This window comes from Streptomyces sp. NPDC030165, from assembly GCF_055573595.1.
Window position 1 is genome coordinate 266,971 of sequence record NZ_JBVIBD010000011.1, and the last position, 20,808, is coordinate 287,778.

At 72.2% G+C, this 20,808-nt stretch carries 15 protein-coding genes; all 15 read left to right on the forward strand.

From position 1 onward, the window contains the following. Position 1 precedes the first annotated feature (1 nt). Genes ACZ4Z1_RS22685 through ACZ4Z1_RS22755 form a run of 15 tightly spaced genes read left to right on the forward strand, consistent with a single transcriptional unit; the run spans position 2 to position 20,807 of the window. Entirely contained in the window at positions 2–1,330 is a 1,329-nt protein-coding gene (locus tag ACZ4Z1_RS22685; RefSeq protein WP_468488408.1) for a nucleotide sugar dehydrogenase, read from the forward strand. After that, positions 1,320–2,615, forward strand: a complete 1,296-nt coding sequence (locus tag ACZ4Z1_RS22690) for a glycosyltransferase family 4 protein (RefSeq protein WP_468488409.1) — start codon at positions 1,320–1,322, stop codon at positions 2,613–2,615. Before ACZ4Z1_RS22685 ends, ACZ4Z1_RS22690 begins: the two co-directional genes overlap by 11 nt. After that, positions 2,612–4,009, forward strand: a complete 1,398-nt coding sequence (locus ACZ4Z1_RS22695; protein WP_468488410.1) for a Wzz/FepE/Etk N-terminal domain-containing protein — start codon at positions 2,612–2,614, stop codon at positions 4,007–4,009. Before ACZ4Z1_RS22690 ends, ACZ4Z1_RS22695 begins: the two co-directional genes overlap by 4 nt. Continuing rightward, positions 4,006–5,559 carry a Wzz/FepE/Etk N-terminal domain-containing protein gene (locus tag ACZ4Z1_RS22700; RefSeq protein ID WP_468488411.1) on the forward strand — a complete coding sequence of 518 codons (1,554 nt, stop codon included), beginning with the start codon at positions 4,006–4,008 and terminating at the stop codon, positions 5,557–5,559. The genes ACZ4Z1_RS22695 and ACZ4Z1_RS22700 overlap by 4 nt, the downstream gene beginning before the upstream one ends. A gap of 3 nt (positions 5,560–5,562) precedes the next feature. Next, a complete protein-coding gene (gene asnB / locus ACZ4Z1_RS22705) occupies positions 5,563–7,491 on the forward strand; it encodes an asparagine synthase (glutamine-hydrolyzing) (protein ID WP_468488412.1) in 1,929 nt (642 codons plus the stop codon). Positions 7,492–7,517: 26 nt separating this feature from the next. Continuing rightward, on the forward strand, positions 7,518–9,689 hold the full coding sequence (locus tag ACZ4Z1_RS22710; RefSeq protein ID WP_468488413.1) for a bi-domain-containing oxidoreductase: 2,172 nt from the start codon (positions 7,518–7,520) through the stop codon (positions 9,687–9,689). Continuing rightward, the gene (locus tag ACZ4Z1_RS22715; RefSeq protein ID WP_468488414.1) at positions 9,686–11,701 is read left to right on the forward strand and encodes an alginate lyase family protein; all 2,016 of its coding nucleotides are present in this window, start codon (positions 9,686–9,688) and stop codon (positions 11,699–11,701) included. Before ACZ4Z1_RS22710 ends, ACZ4Z1_RS22715 begins: the two co-directional genes overlap by 4 nt. 8 nt (positions 11,702–11,709) lie before the next feature. Further along, positions 11,710–13,233: a right-handed parallel beta-helix repeat-containing protein gene (locus ACZ4Z1_RS22720; RefSeq protein ID WP_468488415.1), complete on the forward strand. Its 1,524-nt coding sequence runs from the start codon at positions 11,710–11,712 to the stop codon at positions 13,231–13,233. Between the two features lies 1 nt (position 13,234). After that, positions 13,235–14,539, forward strand: coding sequence for an O-antigen ligase domain-containing protein (locus ACZ4Z1_RS22725; protein WP_468488416.1), 1,305 nt, complete (start codon positions 13,235–13,237; stop codon positions 14,537–14,539). Positions 14,540–14,541: 2 nt separating this feature from the next. Then, complete coding sequence (locus ACZ4Z1_RS22730) at positions 14,542–15,783, forward strand: glycosyltransferase (protein ID WP_468488417.1); 1,242 nt, start codon at positions 14,542–14,544, stop codon at positions 15,781–15,783. After that, the gene (locus ACZ4Z1_RS22735; RefSeq protein ID WP_468488418.1) at positions 15,780–17,015 is read left to right on the forward strand and encodes a class I SAM-dependent methyltransferase; all 1,236 of its coding nucleotides are present in this window, start codon (positions 15,780–15,782) and stop codon (positions 17,013–17,015) included. Before ACZ4Z1_RS22730 ends, ACZ4Z1_RS22735 begins: the two co-directional genes overlap by 4 nt. Then, positions 17,012–17,818: a glycosyltransferase family protein gene (locus ACZ4Z1_RS22740; protein WP_468488419.1), complete on the forward strand. Its 807-nt coding sequence runs from the start codon at positions 17,012–17,014 to the stop codon at positions 17,816–17,818. Before ACZ4Z1_RS22735 ends, ACZ4Z1_RS22740 begins: the two co-directional genes overlap by 4 nt. Next, positions 17,815–18,462, forward strand: coding sequence for a PIG-L deacetylase family protein (locus ACZ4Z1_RS22745; protein WP_468488420.1), 648 nt, complete (start codon positions 17,815–17,817; stop codon positions 18,460–18,462). The genes ACZ4Z1_RS22740 and ACZ4Z1_RS22745 overlap by 4 nt, the downstream gene beginning before the upstream one ends. A 3-nt stretch (positions 18,463–18,465) precedes the next feature. Beyond that, positions 18,466–19,530: an NAD-dependent epimerase/dehydratase family protein gene (locus ACZ4Z1_RS22750; protein ID WP_468488421.1), complete on the forward strand. Its 1,065-nt coding sequence runs from the start codon at positions 18,466–18,468 to the stop codon at positions 19,528–19,530. Beyond that, a complete protein-coding gene (locus ACZ4Z1_RS22755) occupies positions 19,518–20,807 on the forward strand; it encodes a DUF4910 domain-containing protein (protein WP_468488422.1) in 1,290 nt (429 codons plus the stop codon). The genes ACZ4Z1_RS22750 and ACZ4Z1_RS22755 overlap by 13 nt, the downstream gene beginning before the upstream one ends. The last annotated feature ends 1 nt before the right edge of the window (position 20,808 follow it).

The window sequence follows — 20,808 nt, forward strand, 5'->3', positions numbered from 1 at the left end:
CATGAAGGTCAGCGTTTTCGGACTCGGCTACGTGGGCTGCGTGTCGGCCGCGTGCCTGGCGCGTATGGGCCACGAGGTCATCGGGGTGGACGTGAACCAGGTGAAGGTCGACCTGGTCAACGAGGGCAAGGCCCCGGTGGTCGAGGAGCGGATCGGCGAGCTGATCACCGAGGTCGTGCGGAGCGGAGCGTTACGCGCCACCCGTGACGTCCACGAGGCGATTATGGGCAGCGAGGTGTCGCTGGTCTGCGTGGGCACGCCGTCGGAGCCCAACGGCAGCCTGTGCACCACGTACCTGGAGCGGGTCACCGAGCAGATCGGCGCCGTACTGGCGGATCGCGGGGGGCACGGCGGGCGGCAGACCGTCGTCTTCCGCAGCACCATGCTCCCGGGCACCTGCCTGAACCTGCTGGTACCGATCCTGGAGAAGAACGTCGGCGGCACGGCCGGGGTGGACTTCGGGGTCGCGGTCAACCCGGAGTTCCTGCGCGAGGGCACGAGTGTGCGGGACTTCTTCGACCCGCCCAAGACCGTCGTCGGCGAACTCGACCCGGCAAGCGGCGACGCGGTGACGGCGCTGTACGACGGCTTGCCCGGCGAGGTGTTCCGGGTACCGGTCCCGACGGCCGAAGCGATCAAGTACGCGGACAACGCGTTCCACGGCCTCAAGATCGGCTTCGCGAACGAGCTGGGCGCTGTGTGCCAGGCACTCGGGGTGGACTCGCACCAGGTGATGGACGTGTTCCTGGCCGACCGCAAGCTGAACATCAGCCCCGCCTACCTGCGGCCCGGCTTCGCCTTCGGCGGATCCTGCCTGCCCAAGGATCTGCGCAGCCTGGTCCACGCGGCGCAGCGGGCCGACGTGTCGGTGCCCATCCTCTCCCACGTGCTGCCCTCCAACGCCGCACATCTGGAGCGCGCGGTGGAGCTGGTCGAGCGCACCGGCAAGCGCCGGGCCGGCCTGCTGGGGCTGTCCTTCAAACCCGGCACCGACGACCTCCGCGAGAGCCCGCTCGTCGAGCTGGCGGAGCGGCTCTTCGGCAAGGGTTACGACCTGAAGATCTACGACGCCAACGTGAGCCTGTCCCGGCTGCTCGGCGCGAACCGCGAGTACATCGAGACCCGGCTGCCGCACCTCGCGCAGCTGCTCGCGGGCTCCGTCGGCGAGGTGCTGGAGCACGCCGAGGTGTGCCTGGTCGGTACCAGCGATCCGGCCGTGCTCTCGGCGCTGCCCCATGGCGACGACGGCCCGGTGCTCATCGACCTCATCCACCTTCCCGACGCCGCTGCGCGCCGGACCGAACCGGGGTACATAGGCCTTGCTTGGTGACACAACGTTCGGTGACACGTCCTTCGATGACACAGCCGGCGGCGACCGGCCGGGCGGGAGCGCGCTGATCCTCGTGGAGAACCTCTCGGTCCCGTTCGACCGGCGGGTGTGGCAGGAGTGCACGACGCTGCGCGACGCGGGCTGGGAGGTGCACGTCATCTGTCCCCGGGGCAGTACGCGGGACACGGAGCCGGAGGCGGAGATCGACGGGGTGCGGATCCACCGCTACCCGTTGCGCGCGGCCACCGGAGGGCCGGCCGGCTACCTGCGGGAATACGGAACGGCGTTGTGGCATACGGCGCGGCTGGCCCGCAAGGTCGGCCCGATCGACGTGGTCCACGCCTGCAACCCGCCCGACCTGCTGTTCCTGCCCGCACTGTGGCTGAAGCGGCGCGGTGCGCGGTTCGTCTTCGACCAGCACGACCTGGTCCCCGAGTTGTATCTCTCCCGGTTCGACCGCGGCGAGGACCTGCTCTACCGCGGTGTGTGCGCGCTGGAACGGCTGACCTACCGGGCCGCGGACGTCGTACTCGCCACGAACGAGAGCTACCGGGACGTCGCGGTGCGCCGTGGCGGTCAGCGTCCTGAGGACGTCTTCGTGGTGCGCAGCGCGCCCGCGATCGACCGGTTCCAACCGGTGCCGCCTGAGCCGGAGTTGAAGCGCGGCAAGCCGCATCTGCTGTGTTACCTCGGCGTCATGGGCCCTCAGGACGGCGTCGACTACGCCTTGCGGGCCCTGGCGAAGATGCGCGACGAGCTCGGGCGTACCGACTGGCACGCGGTGTTCGTCGGCGCCGGCGACGCCTTCGACGCGATGGTGGAGCTGTCCCGGCGGCTCGGACTCACCGAACAGGTGCAGTTCACCGGGCGCGTTCCGGACGCCGACCTGGTGCGCTACCTGTCCACCGCGGACGTGTGCCTCTCCCCCGACCCCCGCAATCCGCTCAACGACGTGTCGACCATGAACAAGGTCCTGGAGTACATGGCGATGGGCCGGCCGATCGTCTCGTTCGACCTCCGGGAGGCGCGGGTCTCCGCCGGCGACGCCGCCGTCTACGCGCCCGCCAACGACGAGGCCGCATTCGCCGGACTCATCGCGTTGCTGCTGGACGACCCGGAGAAGCGGGCCCGGATGGGCAGGACCGGCCAGGAGCGGGTCGGCGGGCAGCTCTCCTGGCGGAACTCGCAAGCGTCGCTGCTCGCCGCCTACGCCGCTGCCTGCCGTGACCACACTCCGGTGCCGGCGGGCGCCCCGGCCCGGCGGGGGAGGAGGCCGCGCCGTTGAGCGATGACACGATTCGTCTGGCCACGATCGGACGGATGCTCCGCCGACGCCGGCGGCTGCTCGCCGTCCTCGTCGTGGTGGGCGCGCTCGTCGGCTACGGCACCTCGGTGCTGTTTCCGCCGCGGTACACGGCGTCGGCATCGGTACTGCTGCCGGGGCAGTGGGAGGAGCGCGAGCTGCTGACCCAGGCGGAGATCGCGGCCAGTTCGGCGGTGGTCGACCGCGCGGCCGCCGCGCTCGGCCGGCCGGGCGTCAGCGGCGGCGAACTGCGGGACCGGGTGAGCGCCAAGGCAACCGACGGGAACATCATCAAGATTTCGGGTACGGCCGGCACCCCGGAGCACGCGCAGCAGCTCGCCGACCGGGTGGCCCAGCAATTCGTCGCCTTCGCCGCGCGGATCGCCGGCGGCAGCACGGACGCCGAAGCGGTCACGGGGCCCGAGGAACTGCGGAAGAAGGTGGCGGAGACCAACCGCCGCATCACCGAGCTGGCCGAGTCCGCCGATCCGGGGCGGACCGTGGAGAGCGTGCAGGCCCGCACCTCGCTGGAGAAGCTGCGTACCGCACTGCAGGAGGCCATGAAGAAGCTGGACGAAGCCGACCCCGTGACCGACAAGGCCAACATGGTCGTCATGGGGCCGGCGGCCCGGCCGGCCGGCGAGGCAGCGCCGACGAGAATGCAGCTCATCGTCGCCGGAGCGCTGCTGTTCTTCCTGCTCGCGGTCATCGGCCAGCTCGCCGCCGCGCGGATGAATCGCCGGCTGCGCTCCGAACCGGAGATCGCCGCGGCGCTGGGCGCGGCGCTGCTGGGCTCCGTCGACGTGCCTGGTGAACGGCGCGCGCACCGGCCGGCAGGCCAGGGCCCGTGGGCCTGGGCCCGCTGGCTGCTGGGTGTGGACACCCCGTGGGACCTACCGGCACCGCAGCGGTCCGGCGACGAGGCCGGCAGGCTGATCCGCTACCGGCGGGTGTGCGCCCGTCTGCGGAACCGGCTGCCGTCCCCCCGGCGGCTGCTGGTCGTCGTACCGGACGGCGACGAGATCGCCCGCCGGGCCGCCGGACAGCTCGTCGCCGAGCTGGAGAGCGGTCCGTCCCCAGGCTCTTCGAGCAGGGGGAGCCCCATGCCGCGGGTGCTGGAAGTCTCGGTGTCCCGGCCGATGGTGCCGGACCGCGACACCGAGTCCGGTGCCCTGGTCGTGCTCAGCGCGGCCAGCCGGACCGCGGAGGAGCTCGCCGGCATCGCCCAGGCGTGTGCGGACGCCGGGCACGAGGTCGTCGGCATCGTCGTCGCCGGCACCGTCCGGTCCCGTCCTACGCGGTCCGCCGGCCGTTCTCCGGAGAACGCCGCCCCGGCGCTCGCGGTCCGCGGCCATGCGACGGGAGGTGCAAGGTGACGACGAGTACGGCTCCGGAGCCGTCGGCAGCCGCCCCCCTGCTGGACCTGCAGGGGCTGGTGGTGGCGGTGCGCAGGCGCCGTCGCCTCTGGAGCTCCCTGGCGCTGCTGGGGCTGCTGGTCGGCGCGGCGGTGGCGGTCCTGATGCCGCCCCCGCCGGCCGCGGTGACCAAGGTGCTGGTCGCGCACAAGGAGGACCAGCCCAACGACACCGGAACACTGATCCGCACCGACGTCGAGCTGCTGGGGACCACGCGGATCGCCGGCCAGGCCCTGCAAGCCCTCAACTCTGCGGAGAAACCGGAAGACTTCCTGCGGGACTACCGGGGCACCGGCTTGACCAACAACCTGCTGCAGATCGACGTCACAGGTGACAGTGACGCCGAAGCGGTGGCCCGGGCCGAGGCGCTGGCCGACGCGTTCGTCGCGGACCACGTGCGGCGGATGCGGGAAACCGCGAAGGCCGAGACCAAGGCCCTGCTCGACCAGCGTGACCGCATGCGGAAGGAACTCGCCCAGGTCAACAAGGCAATCGGAGACCGGCCGGCGGACAGCGACCCGAGAGCCTCGGCGAGCATCGAGTCGCTCTTCGCCCGCCGGGCCGAGCTCAACTCGCGGATCGCCGATTTCGACCAGCGCGCCGAGGAGGCGCGCATCGGCACGCCCCGGCTCATCGCCGGCACGCAGATCGTGGACGCCCCGCGCGCGGTGCGGCACTCCCTGCCCAGGGCCACAGCCACCAACGCAGGAATCGGACTCGCCCTCGGACTCGCCCTCGGACTCGCGCTGGCCGCGGTCGGCGCGGTGGTGGCGGACCGCCCCGTGCTGCGCCGGGAGATCGCGGCGAACCTGGGCGCCTCGGTCGTCGCGGAGCTGCCCCGCCGGCCGTCCTGGCTGTGGCGGCGCCGACGGACCCGGGCGGCTCACGACCGGCTCACCGAGACCCTGGCCCGCACCGTGCGCCGCTCCGCGGAACCGGTGTCGCTGCTGGAACTGGGCTGTGCGCGCAGCACGAGCGTGATCGCCCTGAACGTGGCCAGGGCACTGGCGGCGGAAGGCCCCGTGGTCGTCATCGACGGCCTGCCCGGCCCGCAGCTCGCCGACAGCCCCCGCAAGCCCGGAGACCCGAGCGTGGTCGGCGGCGAGCGTGCCGCGTCCGTACCGCATCAGGCGCGCCGGCTCGGCGTCGGCTCGGTCGCGCCCGGCACGGCGTGGACCGACCTCCAGTACCTCGGGCGCCGGACCGTGCTCGTCGTGCGGGCCGGGCACGGCAGCGCCGCATGGCTGCACACCGTGGCGCGGCAGCTCGCGGACCAGCGCGTTCCGGTGATCGGTGTGGTGCTGATCGACCCCGATCCGCGGGACCGGACCGACGGCACGCTGTGGGACGGGCCGCACACCGCGCTGCGCGGCCCTTTTGAGCGGCCGGCCCGGCAGAACGGTGGGGGTACCTCCCCCGCCGTTGAGCCAGTGGGGGAGGGCCGGCCGCGGACGGAGCGGCCGTCGATGCCGACCGCACGGGCCCCGTACAGCGACCAGGAGGCGCGGTAGAACATGTGTGGCATCGCAGGCAGTTACCGGTGGCCGGACGGGAAGGCCGTGACCGACCGGCTCACCGACGTCCTCGCCCACCGCGGTCCGGACGGGGCGGGCCGGTACGGCCACTCCGTCGGCGACGGCGAAGTGCAGCTCGGGCACCGCCGCCTCGCCGTCATCGACCTGTCCGGGACCGGCGCCCAGCCGATGGTCTCGGGCGGCCTCGCCCTCACGTACAACGGCGAGCTGTACAACGCGCCCGCACTGCGCACCGAGCTGGCAGCCGCCGGAGTGCGCTTCCGCGGTACCTCCGACACCGAGGTGCTGCTGGAGGCCTGGCGGCGCTGGGGCACGGACTGCCTGCCCCGGCTGCGCGGCATGTTCGCGTTCGCGGTCTTCGACGAGCGGACCGGTGACCTGGTGCTCGCCCGCGACCAGCTCGGCATCAAGCCGCTGTTCCTGCTCCGGCGCGGCGGGGGCCTGCTGTTCGCCTCCGAGCTCAAGGCGCTCGCCGCCGTGACCGGCGGGTCGCTGGAGGTGGATCACGCGGCGCTGGTGGCCTCGCTGCTGTACTACTGGGTACCGGATTCGCGCTGTGCGTTCCGCGAAGCGGAGAAGCTGCCGCCGGGCAGCTGGCTGCGGTGCCGGCCTGACGGCCGGGTGGAGCGCGGCCGGTACTGGAACCTCAGGGACGTCGCCGCCGAGGCCGCGGAGCGGGCCCTCAGCGGCGAGCAGCCGGACCTGGCCGCCATCGTCGAGGAGTCGACCCGGCAACACATGCTCTCCGACGTACCGGTGGCGACCTTCCTCTCCGGCGGACTCGACTCCAGCTACCTGACCGCGCTGGCGGCCCGCCACCAGCCCGGGATCTCCGCGTACACGATCGGATTCCGCGCCGAGGACGCCAAGTTCGAGGCGATGCCGGACGACCTGCGCCATGCCCGGCAGGTGGCCGAGCGGTTCGGCGTCGACCTGCGGGAGATCGAGATCGCTCCGGACGTGCTCGACCTGCTGCCGCGGATGACGTACCACCTGGACGAGCCGATCGGCGACCCCGCCGCGATCAACACCTTCCTGATCTGCTCGGCCGCGCGGGAGGCCGGGGTCAAGGTGATGCTCTCGGGGATGGGTGCCGACGAGCTGTTCGCCGGGTACCGCAAGCATCTGGCCAACCTGCTCGCGCTGCGCTATCAGCGCGTCCCGCGGCCCCTGCGGCGCGGCCTGTCCAGGGCCGTGGACCGGCTGCCGGTCGCCACGTCCCGCCGGGGGTACCGGTCGGTGCGCTTCGCCAAGCGGTTCCTCTCTTTCGCCGAGCTGCCGGAGGAGACCGCGTTCCGGCGCAGCTACACCATGTACGACCGGGACGAACTGCTCGCCCTGATCGACCCGGACCTGGGCGGGACGGTCGAGGACGTGCTGACCGAGCATGCGGACATCTACCAGGACAACAGCCTCGACGACTTCGTCAACCGCATGTGCCTGGGCGACGCCCGGATGTTCCTCCCGGGCCTGAACCTCGCCTACACGGACCGCTCCAGCATGGCCGCGTCGACCGAGGTGCGGGTGCCGTACGTGGACATCGAGGTGGTCAAGGCGGCGTTCGCGGTGCCCGGCGATCGCAAGATCGTCGGGCGGCAGGGCAAGGCCGTCCTGAAGGAGGCGGCCGGCTCGGTCCTGCCCCGGGAGATCGTGTACCGGCCCAAGGGCCTGTTCAGCGCCCCGCTGCGGGCCTGGATGAGCCGGGATCTGGCGCCGCTGGTGCGCGAGGTGATTCATGACGGCGTGCTCGTCAATTCCGGGATCCTGCGCCGCGACGCGCTGGCGCGGCTGGTCGCCGAGGACGCCGCCGGGCAGCGGGACTTCTCCAAACATCTGTGGCACGTGCTGACCCTGGAGTACTGGTACCGCGGCGCGACCTCTGGCTCCGGCCAGAGCCAGGCGGCTTGACGGAGTGGAAACAAGAGGAGCTCGGGTTGAAACAGGTTGTGCAGAACTACAAGAGTGGCGAGCTGGCGTTGCTCGACGTGCCGGTGCCGGGGTGCAAGCCGGGCGGTGTGCTGGTCAGGAGCGCCTACTCGCTGATCTCCACGGGGACCGAGCTCATGAAGGTGTCCGAGGCCGCTATGTCGATGGTGGGCAAGGCCCGCTCCCGGCCGGATCAGGTGGCCAAGGTCATGCAGAGTGTGGCCACCAACGGGCTGCCCGCCACCTATCGCAAGGTGATGGGCAAGCTGGACTCCTACACGCCGCTGGGCTACTCGCTGTGCGGGGTGGTCGAGCAGGTCGGCGCCGGGATCGAGGACGTGGCGGTCGGTGACCTCGTGGCCTGCGCCGGCAATGAGCACGCGTTGCACGCCGAGCTGAACTGGGTGCCGAAGAACCTCTACGCCCCGGTGCCGGACGGCCTCGCGCCGCGGCACGCGGCCTTCGGCACCGTCGGGTCGATCGCGATGCAGGGCGTCCGCCAAGGCGAGCCGCAGCTCGGCGACGTGGCGCTGGTCATCGGCCTCGGGCTGATCGGGCAGCTGGTCGTGCAGCTGCTGGCCGCCTCGGGAGCCCGCGTCGTCGGGGCGGACCCCGACCCGGTGCGCTGCCGGCTCGCCGAGCGCCTGGGCGCCGCGGCCTGCGGCGATCCCGCGTCCGCTGCCGTGGAAGCGGCCGTCGCCGAACTCACCGGCGGCCACGGGGCCGACCAGGTGTACCTGGCCGCCGGCGGCGGCAGCAACCAGCCCGTCGAGCTGGCCGCCCGGTTGAGCCGGGACCGCGGCCGGGTCGTCGACATCGGCAAGTGCCGCCTGGACCTGCCGTGGAACGCGTACTACGAGAAGGAGCTCGACGTCCGGTTCTCCCGCTCGTACGGACCCGGGCGCTACGACCCGGAGTACGAGCTCCAGGGGCGCGATTACCCGATCGGCTACGTACGCTGGACCGAGCGCCGCAACCTGGCGTGCTTCCTCGATCTCCTGGCCCGCGGCCGCGTCGACGTGGAGCCCCTGGTCTCCCGCATCGCCGACTTCGACGACGCCGTCGAGACGTACCAGCGCCTGAAGGACGGCGCTCTGAAGGCCGTGGCGGTGCTGTTCCGGTACCCGGACCAGGCGGTGGAAGCCGAGGCTCCGGCGGTGGCCGTGCCCGCGGTGACCGTGCAGCGGGGTCCGGCCCGGGCCGCCACGACGCCGGTGCGCCTCGCGTTCGTCGGCGCGGGGAACTACGCGACGTCGATGCTGCTGCCGCACCTGGCCCGGCGCGACGGCGTCCAGTTGTCGGCGGTCGTCACCACGACGGCGCTGTCCGCGGCCAACGCGCAGCGGACGTTCGGCTTCGCCGAGGCGACCACCGACCTCGACGCCGTGCTCGGTGACCCGTCCATCGACGCGGTGTTCGTGGTCACCCGGCACAGCTCGCACGCCGAGCTGACCCGAAGGGCGCTGCTGGCCGGCAAGACGGTGTTCGTGGAGAAGCCGCTGGCCCTCACCGAGGACGAGCTGGCCTCCGTGCTCGCCGCGGTGGAGGAGTCCGGCAACGACCGGCTCCAGGTGGGCTTCAACCGCCGGTTCGCGCCGCTGCTGCGGGAGGCCCGGCAGCGGTTCGGCGCCCGGAGCGGCCCGGCGAGCCTGCGCTACCTGGTCAACGCGGGCCGGTTGCAGCACGGCAGCTGGTATCTCCGGCAGAGCACCGAAGGTTCGCGGTTCGCGGGCGAGGGCGGGCACTTCATCGACACGGCGAGCTGGCTGCTCGGAGCCGACCCGGTCTCGGTGTACGCGGCCGCCACGCCCGGCAACGAGGACCTGCAGGCCGTACTGCGTTACCCGGACGGATCCACCGCCACCATCAGCTACGTCACCACCGGCCCGGCCGGCTTCCCCAAGGAGACGCTGGACCTGGTCGCGGACGGCAAGGCGCTGCGGCTCGACGACTTCGTCCGTGCCTCGGTGTACAGCCGCAAGCGGTGGGTCAGTTCGCGGCTGCCCAAGGCCAGGGACAAGGGCCAGAACGCCGAACTGGCCGCGTTCGTCAAGGCCGTGCGGACCGGCGGGCCGATGCCGGTGCCGCTGGAGTCGCTGGTCGCCACCACGGCGGCCACCCTCGCCGTACAGGCCGGCCTGGCGGGCGGCGCGCCGGTGACGCTGGCGAGGGCGCGATGACCGTGAGTTCGGGGAGTGCGGGCTGGTACCTGCGGCGGCTGTCCCGGATGGGGCCGCGGGAGGTCGGCGGCCGGGTGGGCGACGCGGTGCGCAGGCGGCTGTGGCGGTCGGCGCGGCCGGACTGCCCCAGCGTGCCCGGCGCCCGGTTCACCGCGGTACTGCCCGCCGGGACGGTCGCCGCGCTGCCTCCGGACGCCGCGAAACGTTTCATCGCCGAGGCGGACCGGCTGATGGACGGGCATGCCGAGTACTTCGGGGTGGCCCGCGACGACCTGGCCGACCCGGACTGGTGGTACGACCCGAAGACCGGGCGCCGGGCCCCGTCGGGTTACGCCTTCGACGTGCCGTACCGCGACGAGGACGCGGTCGGGGACATCAAGCAGATCTGGGAGCCGTCCCGGCACCAGTACCTCACCGTGCTCGCCGCCGCCTACGCGGTCACCGGGCACGAGCGGTACGCCGAGCGCGTGGCCGAACACCTGCGGTCGTGGTGGGCGGCCGACCCACCGCTGCGCGGCGTGCACTGGATCAGCGGCATCGAGCTGGGCATCCGGCTGCTGTCCTGGGTGTGGATCCGCCGACTGCTCGACGGCTGGCCCGGTGCGGCCGGACTGTTCGAGAACAACCCGGTGGCGCTGAACCAGATCTGGCACCACCAGCGCTGGCTGGCCGCCTTCCCCAGCCGGGGGTCTTCGGCGAACAACCACGTCATCGCCGAGGCCGCCGGGCAGTTCGCGGCGGCCTGCGCGTTCGGGTGGTTCCCCTCCTCGGCGCGGTGGCGAGCCGGTGCGCTGCGGTCGCTGGAGCGGCACCTGCGCAGCAACACCTTTCCCTCCGGCCTCAACCGCGAGCTGGCCACCGAATATCACGGACTGGTGCTGGAACTGGGCCTGGCCGCGGTGGCCGAGGCGGATGCCGCCGGCGTGCCGGTCCCCGCGTCGATCCGGCTGGTACTGCTGCGGATGACCGACGCGCTCGCGGCCATCGTGGACAACCGGTTACGGCCGCCCCGCCAGGGGGACGCGGACGACGGGCACGGTCTGGTCCTGGACGGCGCGGGCACCGACCGCTGGGCCTCCCTGCTGGCCACCGGTGACGCGGTGTTCGGCCGGCTCGCCTGGTGGCCGGCGGTGACCGGCACCGATGTGCGCACCCCGCTGCTGGCCGCGCTCATCCGGCCGTATCCGGACCGTGGAACGGCACCGGCCGTGACCCGTCCGGCAAGCCGACCAGGCCACTTCGCCGACGCGGGCATGACCATCCTGCGCGGTCCGGCGGAGATCTGGTGCCGCTGCGACGGTGGTCCGCACGGCTTCCTGTCCATCGCCGCGCACGCCCACGCGGACGCGCTGTCCGTGGAGGTCCGGCACGACGGGGTCGACGTGCTCGCCGACCCGGGAACGTTCTGCTATCACGGGCAGTCCGAGTGGCGGCAGTACTTCCGGTCGACCCTCGGCCACAACACCCTGCGAATGGACGGCGGTGACCAGTCCGTCTCCGGCGGCCCGTTCCTGTGGACCCGGCATGCCCGCAGCCGCGTCCTGATCGCGGACACGTCCGGCGCTTCCGGCACGGGGACGGTCCGCTGGTGTGCCGAGCACGACGGTTACCGGCCCTCCGTGCACCGCCGCCGGGTGGAGCTGACGGCCGCGAGCCAGGAGCTGAAGGTGGTTGACGAGGTCCGGGGCCGGCACAGCCCGCGCCGGGCTGTGCACCTGGCGTTCCACCTCGGCCCGGCGATCACCGCGGACCTGGTGGGCAGCCGGGCAGTGCTCACCTGGACCCGGGACGGCGAGGACCGCTCCGCGGTGCTCGACCTGCCCGGACAGCTGAGCTGGCGGGCGCATCGCGGCGAGACCGGCCCTTCCCCGAGCTCTTCGAGCACGGGACACCCCGTGCTGGGCTGGTACTCCCCCGGCTTCGGACGCAAGGAACCCGCCACCACGCTGCTCGGCACCGGGTTCGCCGACGGCGCGCAGGGGTTCACCACCGTACTCAGGTTCCGTGGCTAGGAGGACGCGTGGGGATCAAGTGGCGGAACTGGGCGTTGCCGGTGGCGGTGCCGGCCCTGCTGGCGACCGGCTGTGTGAGCACGCCGGACGCCCCGGCGGAGCCGACCGCTGCGCCGTCCGCGTCCGGGGCCCGGTCCGCGGCCCGGGTGTGCGCCGAGCCGGCGGCCGGGCCGGTGAAGGCGCCGGCGGGCGCGGTGACGGTCGACCCCGCGGCCGTCGGTGACCTGGCCGCGAAGACCCGGAGCAGTCCCCCGGGCACCACGTTCTGGCTTCGACCGGGCCGGCACCGGCTCGCCCCGGACCGCTACTCCCAGGTCATCCCCAAGGAGGGGAACCGCTATCTCGGCGCGCCGGGCGCGGTGCTCGACGGCCGGAAGACCAACCAGTACGCGTTCGGCGGCAGTGCCCGCGACGTCTCCATCCGCCACCTGACCGTGCAGGGTTTCGTCGCGCCGCACGACGAGGGCGTGGTCAACCACGACTCGGCCGACGGGTGGGTGATCGAGCACGCGACGATCCAGTACAACTCCGCGGCCGGGCTGATGGCCGGGGCCCGCCAGCAGGTCCGCGCCAGTTGCCTGCACGGCAACGGTCAGTACGGCATGAACGCCTACAAGGCCAAGGGCCGTATCCGCGGCCTGGTGGTCGAGGGCAACGAGATCGTGGGCAACAACACCGGCGACTGGGAGCGGCGGCGGAAGGGCTGCGGCTGCACCGGAGGCGTCAAGTTCTGGGCCGTCGACGGGGCCGACGTACGCGGCAACTGGGTGCACGACAACCGTGGGGCCGGGTTGTGGGCGGACACCAACAACAACGACTTCCGCATCGAGGACAACGTGCTGGAGGCCAACGACGGTGCCGCGCTGATCTACGAGACCAGTTACAACGCGGTCATCCGGAAGAACACGATCCGGCGGAACAACTGGGTCGAGGGCCGCAGGTACGCCGACCGCGGAGACAACTTCCCGTTCGCGACCGTCTACCTGTCCGAGTCCGGCGGCGAACCACGGGTCAAAGCCCGCACGGACGAGATCGAGATAGATCGGAACGTGCTGGAGAACAACTGGTCCGGGATCACCTTGTGGGAAAACGCCGACCGGTTCTGCAACAGCCCGGCCAACACCTCCTCCGGTGACTGCACGTTGCTGGTGCGGGACGCCGACCGCTGCGCGCGGCCGGCGATCGCCACCGCACCGCTCTACGGCGACTGCCGGTGGAAGACCCAGCGGGTGGACATCCACGGCAACCGCTTCGTGCTGGACCCGTCCGTCGTCGAGTGCACGGTGAAGTGCGACCGGATGGCGGTGCTGGCCAATTACGGCACCTATCCGGACTGGTCGCCGTACCAGGGCGAGCGGGTGGCCGAGGCGATCACCCACAAGCAGCACAACCGCTGGCACGACAACGTCTATATCGGGCCGTGGAAATTCGTCGCCCACGACCCGAGCCGGGTGCTCGACTTCGGACAGTGGCAGAGCACGCCGTACCAGCAGGACACGGGCAGCACCCTCGACCCACGGGCCGGTGGTTGAAATGAGCCAGGACCTGTGGCGCGGTGGACTGCCGCGCGGACCCGACACGGCGGACACGCGGCCCGGCGCCGGACCGCGCCCCGCCGGCACACCGAAGCTCGTCGGGACCGTCTGGGGGCTGCTGATCCTCAACACGCTCGGCTCCGCCGGGGCGAAGACCGTCATCCCGCTGCCCCGCTCCCTCATCCAGCTGGTCACCATGGGCGCGCTGGTCGCCGCGTTCACGCTGGCGCTCGCGCTCAATTCCCGGCTGCGGATCCGGGCCGGCGCCTTCCTGCTCCTGCTCACCCTGCTGCTGGTGCCGAGCGTGATCGCCAGCGTGCAACTGGAGTCCGGGGTCGGCGCGCTGTTCCGCTGCGCCCGGCTGGCTCTCTTCGTCAGCACGCTGTGGCTGCTCAGCCGCTGGTGGGACGGCAGCCTGACGTTCGTGCGGCATCACATCCGGATGTACTTCGCGGTGCTCGGGTCGGTCGCCGCCGGCGCGGTCGTCTCACCGGGCGCGGCCATGCCCGAGCTCTACGGGGGGCGGCTGGTCGGCGCGTTGTGGCCGCTCACCCCGCCGCAGATCGGACAGTACGCCGCGGTGATCACCGGGCTCACCGTGCTGCTCGTACTGGGCTGCCGGACCGACAGGGCGAGCGCGGCGGTCGTCATCGTGCCCTCACTCGTCCTGCTCGCGTTGACCCATACCCGTACGGCCACGCTCGGCCTGCTCCTCGGGCTGGCGCTGGCGATCGGCTCGCTCGTCCTGACCAGCGCGGCCGCCCGCCGGTTCTTCGCCTGGGCGGTGCTGTGCGCCGCGGTGGCCGCGGTGGGGTTCGCCTCCGCGCTACGGGCGTGGTTCCTGCGCGGACAGAGCCAGGAGTACCTGTCCAGCCTCACCGGCCGGGCCAAGGTCTGGGACGCCCTGCTGGCAGCGCCCCGGACGGCCGCGAAGGAGTGGTTCGGCGTGGGCCTGGGCGACAAGTCGTTCGGCGGGCTGCCGATCGACAACAGCTGGCTGGCCGTCTACCACGAGCAGGGACTGACCGGTGTCGCCCTGGTGGCGGCGGTCATCGTCGTGCTGGGCGGCGTCGCGTTGCTGCGACCACCGTCGCTGCCGAGGGCCTGCGCGATCTTCCTGATCAGCTACTGCGCGATCGCGTCGTACACCGAGTCCGGGCTGGGCGACGCCTCGCCGTATCTGCTGCACCTGGCCGTGGCCGCCGCACTGCTGGCGGCGCCGACCGCGGCCGCGTCCCTCCCGGCGCCCGCGATTCCCCGACGACACGTCCCGCGCTGGGCCCGGGACCGGGAGGTGACCTGAGCATGCACGTCCTCGTGGTGCACAACCGCTACTCCTCGGCGCAGCCGAGCGGGGAGAACAAGGTCGTCGACCAGGAGGTGGCGCTGCTGCGCGGGGCCGGCCACCGGGTCGAGGTGTTCGAGCGGCGCAGCGACGACATCGCCACCCGGTCCCTGCCGGGAAAGGCCGCGGTGCCACTGCTGGTGCCGTGGAACCCTGCGGTCCGCTCGGAGCTCGCCACCCGGCTCCGCGCCGGACGGCCGGACGTGGTCCACGTCCACAACGTCTTCCCGCTCCTGTCGCCCGCGGTCCTCGCCGCCTGCGCCGACGCGGCCGTGCCCGCCGTCGCCACGCTGCACAACTACACCCAGGTCTGCCCGCCCGGCACGCTCCGGCGGGACGGCCGGCCGTGCACCGAGTGCGTCGGGAAGGCGCCGCTGCCCGCCGTCCGGCACGGCTGCTACCGCAGTTCCCGGCTGGCGACGGTGCCGCTCGCGGTCAGCCTCTCGGTCAACCGGCGGCGGTGGTGGTCGGGCGTCACGCGGTTCTTCTGCATCTCCGCGGCGCAGCGCGACGTCCTGGTGCGGGCCGGCATGCCGGCCGAGCGGCTGACGGTGAAGCACAACTTCGTGCCCGACCCGGACGCCCGCCGATCGGGTGCCGGCGAGCATCTGCTCTACCTCGGCCGGCTCGCGGAGGCCAAGGGCGTGCGGCTGCTCATGGCCGCGTGGGACGAGATCGCCGCGACCGGCGGTGTGGGCGTGCCGCTCGTGATCGCCGGCACCGGGCCGCTGGAGCGCGAGGTGACGGCCTGGGCCGCGGGCCGGGACGACGTGCACTACGTCGGCCTGTACGACCCGGCGCAGTGCCGGCAGGCCGTCGCGCGGTCGGTCGCCGTGGTGGCTCCCTCGACGTGGCTGGAGGCGTTCGGCCTGGTGGTCGTGGAGGCGATGGCGGCCGGGGTCCCGGCCGTCGCCGCCGGTCACGGCGCCTTCGTGGAACTCGTCGAGGACGGGGTGACGGGGCTGCTGCACCAGCCGGGCGAGCCCGCCTCGCTCGCGTCCTGCCTGCGCCGGATCACGGCCGGTCCGGCCCGCAACCGGGAGATGGGCCAGGCGGCCCGGCGCCGTTACGAACAGGGGTTCAGCCCGGCGGTCGGCCTGGAGCGCCTGGTGGAGGGGTACCGCACCGCGATCGCGGGTCGGTCAGCACCGGATCGCAGCGGGGACACCCGCGCGAGCAGGGGGGATGGGGACAGCAGATGACACGATGCCGACTCTGCGGCTCGGAAGCGATGGCGAGCGTCGTCGACCTCGGGGCGACGCCACCATGTGAGAGCTTCCTCGCCGCTGACCAACTGGACCAGCCGGAACCGACGTACCCGCTGCACCTGCGGGTCTGCACCGGCTGCTGGCTCGCGCAGCTCCCGCCGCTGATCACCCCGGAGGAGACGTTCAAGGAGTACGCGTACTTCTCCTCGTACTCGACCTCCTGGGTGAAGCACGCGCGCACGTTCGTCGCCGACGCCGTGGAGCGCCTCGGTCTCGGCCCCGATGCCTTCGTGGTGGAGGCCGCGAGCAACGACGGCTACCTGCTCAAGCACATGGTGGACCGCGGGATCCGCTGCCTCGGCATCGAGCCGTCGGTGAACGTCGGCGCCGCGGCGCGGGACGCGGGTGTTCCTACGCTCACGGAGTTCCTGGACCCGGCCACCGGCTCGGCCGTCCGCGCCGAGCACGGTCCGGCGGACCTGGTCGTGGCCAACAACGTGTACGCGCACATCCCCGACGTGGTCGGGTTCACCCGGGGGCTGCGCGCCCTGGTCGCCGACGACGGCTGGGTCTCCATCGAGGTGCAGCACCTGCTGACCCTGATCGAGGAGAACCAGTACGACACGATCTACCACGAGCACTTCCAGTACTACACGGTCGCGTCCGCGATCCGGGCTTTGGCGAGCGGCGGACTCGCGCTCGTGGACGTCGAGCTGCTGCCCACGCACGGCGGCTCCGTCCGGCTGTGGGCCCGGCCGGCCGAGGTGGCCGGCGAGCCGTCCCGGGCGGTGGCCGACGTCCTGGAGAAGGAGAAGGCCATCGGGCTCCAGGAACTGTCCGGCTACACCGAGTTCTCCGCCCGGGTGGCCAAGGTGCGCCGGGATCTCCTGCGGTTCCTCATCGAGGCGGCCGAGCGCGGCGCGACGGTCGTCGGCTACGGCGCCCCGGGCAAGGGCAACACCCTGCTCAACCACTGCGGCATCCGGCCCGACCTGCTCCCGTACACCGTCGACCGCAACCCCTACAAACACGGCAGGTTCACCCCGGGCACCCGCATCCCGGTCCTGCCGCCCGAGCAGATGGCCGCCGACCGGCCGGACTACGTCCTCGTCCTCCCGTGGAACCTGCGGGCCGAGCTGACGGAGCAGCTGTCCTTCGTGCACGCCTGGGGCGGCCGGCTGGTCTTCCCCATCCCGGAACTGAGCATTGTCGAGGTCAAGCCATGAAGGTCGTACTGTTCTGCGGCGGTTACGGGCTGCGTATGCGCAGCGGAGCGGCGGACGACATACCCAAGCCGATGGCGATGGTCGGTCCGCGGCCGCTGATCTGGCACGTCATGCGCTATTACGCGTACTTCGGGCACACGGAGTTCATCCTGTGCCTCGGCTACGGGGCTCACCACATCAAGAACTTCTTTCTCACCTACGAGGAGACGGCGTCCAACGACTTCGTGCTGCGGGGCGGGCGGACCGAGCTGCTGACCACCGACATCGCCGACTGGACGATCACGTTCGTGCAGACCGGCATCGAGTCACCGATCGGGGAACGGCTGCGCCGGGTGCGGCACCACCTGGACGGCGACGAGATGTTCCTCGCCAACTACGCCGACGTGCTCACCGACGCCCCGCTGCCGGAGATGATCGAGAAGTTCGCCCGGCGCGACGCCGGTGCGTCGATGATGGTGGTGCCGCCGCAGTCCTCGTTCCACTGCGTGGACCTGGGCGAGGACGGTCTGGTGGGGGGCATCACCGCGGTGAGCGAACTGCCGCTGTGGGAGAACGGCGGCTACTTCGTGCTCCGCCAGGAGGTCTTCGACCACATCCCGGAGAACGGGGACCTGGTCGCCGACGGATGCGCACAACTGGCCAAGCGCGGCCGGCTGGTGGCGCACCGGCACCGCGGCTTCTGGAAGCCGACCGACACCGTCAAGGAGCGGGCCGCGTTGGACGACGCCTACGCCCGGGGGGACCGCCCGTGGGCCGTATGGGAACGGGACGGCGCGGGGGCGAGCGCCGGAGCGAGGGCGTGATCCGGCTCGGGGCCGGGCGCCTGGAGAGGATCGTCGCGGTGGGCGCGCACTGTGACGACATCGCCATCGGCGCCGGCGGCACGCTGCTGACGCTGTGCCTCGCACACCCGGGCATCCGCGTCGACGCGCTGGTGCTCTCCGGTGGTGGCAGCGAGCGGGAGCAGGAGGAGCAGGCCGCGCTGGCCGCCTTCTGCCCTGGCGCCGATCTGCGGCTGACCGTGCTGAAGCTGGCGGACGGCCGGCTGCCGGCGCAGTGGGACGAGGCCAAGGCCGCCATCGAGGAGCTGCGCGGGCAGACCGAGCCGGATCTCGTGCTGGCCCCGCGCACCGATGACGCGCACCAGGATCACCGCGGCCTGGCGCGGCTGATACCCACCGCGTTCCGCGATCACCTCGTGCTCGGCTACGAGATCGTCAAGTGGGACGGCGACCTCGGCCGTATGGCGGCGTACCAGCCGCTGTCCCCGGAGACCGCCGAACAGAAGGTGCGGCTCCTCCAGGAGCACTACCCCTCACAGCGGCACCGGCCCTGGTACGACCGGGAGGCCTTCCTCGGCCTCGCCCGGATCCGCGGCATCGAATGCCACTCGCGTTACGCGGAGGCGTTCGCCGTCACCAAACTCACTCTCGAGCTGGGGGATTGAACCTTGCGCGTACTGCTCACCGGACACCAGGGCTACCTGGGCACCGTGATGGCCCCGGTCCTCACGGCCGCCGGGCACGAGGTCGTCGGGCTCGACTCCGGCCTGTTCGCCGACTGCGTGCTGGGCCCTCCGCCCGTGGACCCTCCCCCAGTCGGCGCCGGCGCGCCGGTGGGCGGTGCCCCCACGGGGCACCGGGTGGACCTGCGTGACGTCACACCGGAACACGTGGCCGGGGTGGACGCCGTGATCCACTTGGCCGCGCTGTCCAACGACCCGCTGGGATCGCTGGCGCCGGAACTCACCTACGACATCAACCACCACGCCTCCGTACGGCTGGCCCGGCTGGCCCGCGACGCCGGAGTGCGGCGCTTCCTGTACGCGTCGACCTGCTCGGTCTACGGCGCCGCCGGCGGTGGTGACCTGGTGGGCGAGGACGCCCCGCTGCGCCCGGTGACGCCGTACGCGGAGTCCAAAGTGCGGGTGGAGGACGACCTGCACGCGCTGGCCGACGGCGACTTCAGCCCGGTGTACATGCGCAACGCCACCGCCTTCGGCTTCTCACCCCGGCTGCGCGCCGACATCGTGCTGAACAACCTGGTGGGCCACGCGCTGCTGTCCGGTGAGGTGCTGGTGCTCTCCGACGGCACCCCCTGGCGGCCGCTGGTGCACGCCGCCGACATCGCACGGGCCTTCACAGCCGCGCTGACCGCGCCGCGGGAAGCGGTGCACGACCGGGCGTTCAACATCGGCAGCGAGATCAACAACGTCACGGTCGCCGAGATCGCCGGGCAGGTCGCCGAGGCGGTGTCCGGCTCCAAAGTGGTGATCACCGGGGAGACGGGGGCCGATCCGCGGTCGTACCGGGTGGACTTCTCCCGGTTCCGCGCCGCGGTGCCCGGCTTCGACTGCGAGTGGACGGTGAAGCAGGGCGCACTCGAACTCGCCGACGCCTACCGCAGGTTCGGGCTGACCCGGGAGGATTTCGAGCGGCGCTTCACCCGGCTGGCCGTGCTGCGCGCGGCGTCCGACGCCGGCGCCGTCGACGACACCCTGCGGTGGCGCCGATGACCGCGGCCGATCCCGGCGAAGAGATGTTTGCCCTGGTGGAGCGGCTGTACCCGCTCTGCCGGAGCATCACGGGGCACGGTGTGCGCGCCACCCTGGACATCGTCGGCGAGTACCTCCCGCTCCAGGTGCACGAGGTGCCGACCGGGACGCGGGTGCTCGACTGGACGGTGCCGCAGGAGTGGAACATCCGGGACGCGTACATCGCCGACGCCTCCGGGCACCGGGTCGTCGACTTCGCCGCGTCCAGCCTGCACGTACTCGGCTACAGCGTGCCGGTGTCGGCAACCATGCCGCTGGCCGAGCTGCGCGGACACCTGCACACCCTGCCGGACCACCCGGCCTGGGTGCCGTACCGCACCAGCTACTACCGGCCGGCATGGGGGTTCTGCCTGGCCCAGGAGACCTTGGACGCGCTGCCGGACGGCGAGTACGAGGTGCGCATCGACTCCACGCTCGCAGACGGCCACCTCACCTACGCCGAGCACGTCGTCCCCGGGCAGATCCCCGACGAGGTGATCATCTCCTGTCACGTCTGCCACCCGTCGCTGGCCAACGACAACCTGGCCGGCATCGCGGTGGCGACGTTCCTGGCCCGGGCGCTGGCGGAGCGAACGCCGTACTACACCTACCGGTTCCTGTTCGCACCCGGCACCATCGGGGCGATCACCTGGCTGGCCCGCAACGCGGAGCGGATGGGCCGGGTCAAGCACGGGCTGGTGCTGGCCTGCGCCGGGGACCCGGGGCAGCTGACGTACAAGCAGAGCAGGCGCGGCGACGCCGGGATCGACCGGGTACTGCGCCACGTGCTCGCCGCTTCCGAACGCCCGCACCGCGTGACCGAGTTCACTCCGTACGGCTACGACGAGCGGCAGTTCTGCTCGCCCGGGTTCAATCTCGGCGTGGGCTCGCTCACCCGGACCCCGTACGCGGGCTACCCCGAGTACCACACCTCGGCGGACAACCTGGACCTCGTCTCGCCGGAGGCGATGGCGGACACGCTCGCCGTCTGCCGCGAGGCGTTCGCCGTCCTCGACCGCGACCGGCGGTACCTCAACCTCAGTCCCTACGGCGAACCACAGCTGGGCCGGCGCGGTCTGTACGACACGCTCGGCGGCCGCAGCGACACCAAGCAGGCCCAGATGGCCATGCTCTGGGTGCTCAGTCTCTCCGACGGCGAGCACGGTCTGCTGGATGTCGCCGAGCGGTCCGGGCTGCCGTTCGACACCGTCGCCGCCGCGGCCGACGCCCTGCACGGCGCCGGGCTGATCAAGGCATGAC